Raw genomic sequence first — 2,990 nt, 5'->3', positions numbered from 1 at the left:
CGTGCTGGTGGTGGCGTTCGTCGCGCTGAACCTGCTCGCCCAGTACTTCGGGAAGCTGCGGGCCACCGGCGGGCTCGACCACTACGCGACGCTGCCGGTGCCGGCCGCCTCGGTGGTGCTGGGGACGGCCGCCGCGTACGCCTCCTTCACGCTGCCCGGGACGCTCGCCACGGCGGCGTTCGGGGCGGTGATGTTCGGGCTGCCGCTCGGGCAGCTGTGGGTGCTGCTGGCGGTCGTGCCGCTGGCCGGGGCCGCGCTGTCGGGGCTGGGGGCGGCCTGCGGGCTGCTGGCGCCGCGGCAGGAGATCGCGACGATGCTCGGGCAGCTCGGGATGTCGGCCGCCCTGCTGCTGGGCGTGCTGCCGGTGGACCACCTGCCGCAGCCGGTGCAGTGGCTGCGGGACCTGCTGCCGTCCACGTACGGGGTGGACGCCTTCGCGCGGACCTTCGCGCCGGACCCGGACTGGGCGCTGGTGCTCGTGGACCTGGCGGTCTGCGCGGGGGTGGGCGTGGTGTCGCTGGCCGTCGCCACCTGGGCGTACCGGCGGGCGGTCTCGCGGTAGGGCGTCCCGCGGCCGGGCGTCGCGTAGCGGGCCCACGACCGGTGGGCACGGTGGCGGGTACGGGTGGGTCGTCCGGGTGGCCGTCGTGAAACGATGGGGCGCGTGACCGTACCGAACACACCTCCGGATCCCGCGCCCGCCGATGTGCAGGCGGTGCCGGACGCAGCGCCCGACCCGTTCGCGCCGCCGTACGGGGCCACCGCCCTCGGGCACGGGACGATCCCGCTGGGGCGGCGGCTGCTGCCGGAGGTCCGGGTCGGGGCGGGCGTCGTGGTCGCCTGCCTGGTGACCGGTCTGGTGATGGCCGGGCTGTGGGCCTGGCTGGCGCCGAAGGTGCCGCTGGTGGTGGACGGCGACCGCATCCTCTACGCCGACCCCGAGGGCGAGCAGCGGGCCGGGGCCGACGCGGTGTTCGTGCTGATCGGCCTGGGGGCCGGGATCCTGACCGCGCTCGGCGCCTTCCTGGTGACCCGGCGGCGCGGCGGCGGCATCGCGGTCGCGCTGGGACTGGCCGTCGGCGGGCTGCTCGGATCGATCGGGGCCTGGCGGATCGGGCGGTGGCTCGGGCCGAGCGGCGACCTGATCGGCGAGGCCCGGCGGGTCGGCAACGGCGGGCACTTCGACGCGGGCATCGACCTGGGGGCGCTGGGGGCGCTGCTGGTCTGGCCGATGACGGCGATGGTGGTGCTGCTCCTGCTCTCGGCCGCGTTCGGGAAGCGGGAGGAGGACCCGCCGCCGTACTGGGCACCGGTGGCGCAGGCTCCGCTGGCGGGGCCCCCGGTGATGCCCCCGACGGGGCCCTCGGCGGGGCCCTCCGCGGGGCTTTCTGCGCAGGCACCGACCGGGCCGTGGGCCGGGCCGGGTGCGGGCAGCGGCGCCGGAAACGGTCCGGGGAGCGGTACGGAGCGCTGAGCGTGGTCGGGCGCGGGGTGGTGCGGGTCGTCCCGCACCGGCCCCGCGCCCTCGCTTTTCCCCCGGGGAGGGGCATTCCCCCGGGGACGGTGCTTCAGCGGGCGATGGGGGCGGTGTCGGCCCTCGTGAGGGCGACGAGGTCGGTGGGGGCCAGTTCGACTTCGAGGCCGCGGCGGCCCGCCGAGACGTAGACGGTGGGGTGGCCGAGCGCGCTGACATCGACGACGGTGCGCAGCGGTCGGCGCTGCCCCAGCGGGGAGATGCCGCCGAGGACGTAGCCGCTGCTGCGCTCGGCGGCGGCCGGGTCGGCCATGGCGGCGCGCTTGCCGCCGACGGCCGCCGCCAGGGCCTTGAGGTCGAGCTGGCCGGCGACCGGGACCACACCGACGGTGAGGGTGCCGTCCACGTCGGCGACGAGGGTCTTGAAGACCCGCTCGGGGGCGATGCCGAGGACCTCGGCGGCCTCGCCGCCGTAGGAGGCGGCGGCCGGGTCGTGGTCGTAGGCGTGCACGGTGAACGGGACGGCGGCGGCTTCCAGGGCGACGGTGGCGGGTGTGCCCTGGCCGCCCTTCCTGGTCTTCTTGGCCATGCGGGGTCCTCGGGGTCCTTGAGGTCCTTGGGGTCCTCGGTCAGTTCGGGCTGAAGGACTGGCGGGTGAGGTCGACGGCGGGCAGCGACGGCAGCCAGCTGAGGACGGCCGACTCGCGGCGCAGCAGGTCGAGCTCGGCGCGCAGCCGTTGGGCGGTGTCCGGGCAGGCGAGCAGCTGCTGCTTGACCGGGGTCTCGAACACCGAGGCGGCGGCGACCAGGTAGGAGAGCACCTGGGGGTCGTCCGGGAGCTCCTGGTGGCCGACGGTGCTCGCCTCGCGGGCGCCGGCCAGGCGCTTCTGGTAGACCCGGAACGCCCGCTCGACCTCGGAGGCCAGCGCGCCGGAGCCCTCGCCCGGGCGCTCCTCGATCAGCTCCGTCTCCCCGGTCAGGTACGGGCCGGAGACGTCCACCGAGCGCAGCCGGAACCGGGTGGTGCCGGTGACCAGCAGCTCGTAGCGGCCGTCCGGCTGGTGCTGGACGGAGGCGATGTCGGCGACGCAGCCGACCTGGAAGACCGCCTCCAGCGGGTCCCCGGTGACGGTGCCGAGGCCGTCCAGCGGACCGGCCGGGCCCTCCTCGGGCCTGACCCGGGCGACCTCCCGGCCGTCCCTGATCGCGAGCACGCCGAACCGCCGGGGGGTGTCCTCGGGCTGTTCGAGCAGATCGGCGACGAGACGGCGGTAGCGCTCCTCGAAGACGTTCAGGGGCAGCACCAGGCCCGGGTAGAGCACGGTGTTCAGCGGGAAGAGCGGCAGCCGTTCTGTCACGGCGGACAGCGTAGTTCCCCGGACGGGGGCCTTGTCGCACGGTGGACGGGGCCGGGCCCGCGCCGGGGCCCGCCCCCCCCGGGGTGAACCCGCGGGGAGGATACGCCTGGGGGCGGGCCCCACCCGGGGGGGGGGCACCCCGCCGGCCCCGCCCCGCC

General features: G+C 76.6%; 4 protein-coding genes. 2 read left to right on the top strand and 2 right to left on the bottom strand.

Features of this window, described 5'->3' with window-relative positions; all coding sequences use genetic code 11:
• Positions 1–562: ABC transporter permease (locus ACFRQN_RS40370; protein ID WP_380745625.1), on the top strand; the 562-nt coding region annotated here is incomplete at its 5' end.
• Between the two features lie 102 nt (positions 563–664).
• Complete coding sequence (locus ACFRQN_RS40365; protein WP_380745624.1) at positions 665–1,474, top strand: hypothetical protein; 810 nt, start codon at positions 665–667, stop codon at positions 1,472–1,474.
• 94 nt (positions 1,475–1,568) lie between these two features.
• Here ACFRQN_RS40365 and ybaK read toward each other — a convergent pair whose 3' ends face one another.
• Both ybaK and ACFRQN_RS40355 read right to left on the bottom strand, forming a co-directional pair.
• On the bottom strand, positions 1,569–2,063 hold the full coding sequence (gene ybaK, locus ACFRQN_RS40360) for a Cys-tRNA(Pro) deacylase (RefSeq protein WP_049650372.1): 495 nt from the start codon (positions 2,061–2,063) through the stop codon (positions 1,569–1,571).
• A 40-nt stretch (positions 2,064–2,103) separates the two neighbouring features.
• Positions 2,104–2,841: an LON peptidase substrate-binding domain-containing protein gene (locus ACFRQN_RS40355; protein WP_181970799.1), complete on the bottom strand. Its 738-nt coding sequence runs from the start codon at positions 2,839–2,841 to the stop codon at positions 2,104–2,106.
• Positions 2,842–2,990 lie beyond the last annotated feature (149 nt).

It is taken from the genome of Kitasatospora sp. NPDC056800 (assembly GCF_042789775.1).
In the GTDB taxonomy this organism is placed as follows: Bacteria; Actinomycetota; Actinomycetes; order Streptomycetales; family Streptomycetaceae; genus Kitasatospora.
This window is presented reverse-complemented; position numbering and strand designations above follow the sequence as displayed.

What these genes read in the sequence shown, in the direction of transcription:
- ybaK (WP_049650372.1), bottom strand. Translation starts at nt 2,063, where the DNA reads ATGGCCAAGAAGACCAGGAAGGGCGGCCAGGGCACACCCGCCACCGTC.